Genomic DNA, 3,269 nt, shown 5'->3' on the forward strand with positions numbered 1-3,269 from the left:
TGGGAGACCACGACCTCCGGCGTGATGCGGCCGGCCTGGGTGAGGGGGATCAGGGCCGGGAGCTCGTAGTGGATCGAGCACAGCCCGATGGCGAACTCGAGCTCCTTGATCTGGGCCAGTCCCATGTGAAAGGGGAAAGCCTTGTTCTGGCTGACGCCGATGACACTGACTCGACCTGCCTGCCGAACGGCTTTCAGGGCGAGGTCGATGGTGGCGTCCGAGCCCACGGCCTCCACCACGGCGTCCGGTCCGCGTCCTGCGGTCATCTCCCGTACGGCCGTTCGGGCGTCCTCGCCCTCGACCGGCTCGACGCCGAGGGTGGCGGCGAAGGCACGGCGCTCCGCGACCAGGTCCACGCCCAGCACGCGGGCGGCGCCCATCACGAAGGCGGATTGCGCGGCCATGAGGCCGACCGGGCCCAGGCCGATGACCAGGACCGTTTCACCGGGCTGGATGCGGGCTCGACGGCAGCCGTACCAGGCCGTCGGGGCGTTGTCCGTCAGGACGATGGCGGCCTCGTCGGAGATGCCGTCGGGCAGGTGCACCAGGTTGACCTCGGCATGGGGCACAGCGAGGGCCTGGGCCTGACTGCCCGGGAGGTGCGGGCTCACCCCATAGCAAAGGTCCGTCGGGGCGTGGGCCCGCTCGCACCTGGCGGTGAGTCCCCGCGCGCAAGTCGCGCACAGGGTGCAGCCGACCGAGGCGGGAACCAGGACGCGGTCGCCGGGCTTGAAACGGGTGACCTCGTCGCCGGTGTCGACCACCACGCCGACGCACTCGTGTCCCGGGGTGTAACCGGTGTCCGGGCTGAACCCGTTGCCGCCGTAGATGTGCAGGTCGCTGCCGCATATACCGGCCGTGGTGACCTGGACGACCGCGTCGGTGGGACTGGTGACGGCGGGGTCGGGAACGTCGCCGTAGTGGATGTCGTGGGGACCCTGGTAGGTCAGTGCCTTCACTGGGTGCCTCCATTCCAGGCGCAGGGCGGCGCCCGTGCAGAAACAGGGATTCCGGAGTGGGGAACGTGCAAGGCGCTTTTATCAGGTATTAATGCGCCCGTATTACTTTGGCGTGGCGACGCTAGCATGGGCCTCCGTGACAACACATGAGACGCAGGCCACGTCGCCTCGAGGTCGGAAAGCCGGTGACACTCGCGGCACACTCATCCGGGCCGCCGAGCAGTTGTTCGCCGCGAAGGGCGTCGACGGTGTGTCGCTCAACGAGATCAAGCGGGCCGCCGGCCAGCGCAACGCGATGGCCCTGCAGTACCACTTCGGCGACCGGGCGGGACTTCTGCGGGCCGTACTCGACAAGCACCTTCCTGCGGTGGACGCCCGCCGGGAGGTACTGCTGCAGCAGTACGAGGACAGCGGCGCAGTCGACCTCCGGTCCCTCGCCGCCGCACTGGTGCTGCCGGTCGCCGCGAAACTCGCCGACCCCGACGGCGGCCGCGAGTTCCTGCAGATCGTGGCCGAACTGCTCAACCGCCCCGAACCCCTGGTCGAGGTCGTCGTGACGAAGGGGTCGAGCATCCATCCCTGGCGGCGCCTGGTGCAGCCCCTGCTGGCCGGCGAGTCGATCACGGTGTTCCACAGCCGCTTCACCGCCATGCGCTTCTGCCACGCCGAACTCGCCGCCCGGGCCGCCGGCCGCCCTCGCAGGGACGACCGGTTGTTCACCAGCCGACTGATCGACCTGGTCACCGCACTGCTGGCCGCGCCGGTGTCCGAGCAGACCGCACGTCTGCTGCATGAGCGAGGCCGGAAGGGGAAGGCCCAGCCACAGGCCCCCACCCGCTGAACCGTCCGGCCACGCAGACCTCCCTGACCGGGCCGGTTCTCGCGGCCCCCGCCCCGCCTCACCCGAGGGCCTTCCTGCCCTCGGTCCCCGGAAGGCAGGGTCACCTGTCATGTGGTGCACATCACCCATCGGGGCATACCAACTGGTCGGTACTCTCGGCGGGACCATGAACGACAGGAGGCGCCATGTCTGCGACCAACCGCCAGATCCGTCTGGCAGCCCGCCCCACGGGTGAAGTGAAACCCGGGGACTGGGAGCACTGTTCAGGGCCCGTCGAGGAGCCGGGCCCGGGCCGGTTCGCGGGCCGCACACGGGTCATCTCCCTGGACCCTGCCATGCGGGGCTGGCTGGACGACCGTCCCTCCTACCTGCCGCCGGTGGGCATCGGTGAGGTGATGCGCGCCGGATCGGTCGTCGAGGTCACCGCCTCCAACCACCCCGACTTCCAGCCGGGTGATCACGTGGTCGGCACCTTCGGCGTCCAGGAGTACGTGGTCTCCGACGGTCGGGGCGCCATGAAGATCGACACCTCCCTCGCCCCGCCCTCGACGTATCTGGGCGCGCTGGGCATGCCCGGCATGACCGCCTACTTCGGTCTGCTGGACGTCGGGGCGCTGAAAGACGGCGAGACCGTCGTGGTGTCAGGGGCGGCCGGAGCGGTCGGCACCATCGTGGGTCAGATCGCGAAAGCCAAGGGCTGTCGGGTCGTGGGCATTGCGGGAGGGCCGGAGAAGTGCGGGTTGCTCACCGACGAACTGGGATTCGACGCTGCGATCGACTACCGCGCCGACGACGTCAGGAAAGCGCTCCGCCGGGAGGCGCCCGACGGAATCGACGTCTACTTCGACAACGTGGGCGGAGACATCCTCGACGCTGCGCTGACCCGACTGGCGATGCACGCGCGGGTCGTGGTCTGCGGTGCGATCAGCCAGTACAACAACGACACGCCGGTCAAGGGCCCCTCCAACTACCTCTCCCTGCTGGTGCGCCGCGCCCGCATGGAGGGCTTCGTCGTCTTCGACTATGCCAAGCGCTACGCGCAGGCCGCGCAGGACATCTCGGCCTGGATCGGCGACGGCCGCATGAGGGTCAAGGAACATGTGGTGAGGGGGAGCGTGGACGACTTCCCCGAGACGTTGCAGATGCTCTTCCGCGGAGAGAACGTCGGCAAGCTCGTCCTGGAGCTGGCATGACCGCCGTCGAGAGCGGGGTCGCCGCCCACCCGTGACAGACGGACGGCGCAGCGCCCCGGTGGGCCGTGGCATCCGGGGTGTTGGTTCTTTCAGGGCGGCCGCGACCGTCCGGCGGTCTGCGACGTCGCGGCGTGCGGCGCAGTCCGCGGCGGAGCCGATCGCGTCCAGCGCGGTGGCGCCGTGCCGGCTGTCGAAGACGGTCATCCCGTGCTCAGTCGGGCGGCCGGCGGCTGTCCTCGTGGAACATCCACCTTCTTCGCGGGCGAGGAGAAGGTG

The 3,269-nt window shown here is 69.6% G+C and carries 3 protein-coding genes; 2 read left to right on the forward strand and 1 reads right to left on the reverse strand.

Features of this window, described 5'->3' with window-relative positions:
* A partial coding sequence (locus ABZT93_RS40160; RefSeq protein ID WP_356114058.1) for an alcohol dehydrogenase catalytic domain-containing protein occupies positions 1 to 959 on the reverse strand: 959 nt, incomplete at its 3' end.
* A 136-nt stretch (positions 960 to 1,095) separates the two neighbouring features.
* Between ABZT93_RS40160 and ABZT93_RS40165 the strand changes: the two genes are divergently transcribed.
* Together ABZT93_RS40165 and ABZT93_RS40170 are read left to right on the forward strand one after the other, a co-directional pair.
* Positions 1,096 to 1,800 carry a helix-turn-helix domain-containing protein gene (locus ABZT93_RS40165; RefSeq protein WP_356114060.1) on the forward strand — a complete coding sequence of 235 codons (705 nt, stop codon included), beginning with the start codon at positions 1,096 to 1,098 and terminating at the stop codon, positions 1,798 to 1,800.
* Between the two features lie 185 nt (positions 1,801 to 1,985).
* Entirely contained in the window at positions 1,986 to 2,993 is a 1,008-nt protein-coding gene (locus tag ABZT93_RS40170) for an NADP-dependent oxidoreductase (RefSeq protein WP_356114061.1), read from the forward strand.
* Positions 2,994 to 3,269 lie beyond the last annotated feature (276 nt).

Origin of the sequence: Streptomyces sp. NPDC005303 (assembly GCF_040607335.1) — a bacterium.
Classification (GTDB): Bacteria; Actinomycetota; Actinomycetes; order Streptomycetales; family Streptomycetaceae; genus Streptomyces.

What these genes read in the sequence shown, in the direction of transcription:
- ABZT93_RS40170 (WP_356114061.1), top strand. Translation starts at nt 1,986, where the DNA reads ATGTCTGCGACCAACCGCCAGATCCGTCTGGCAGCCCGCCCCACGGGT.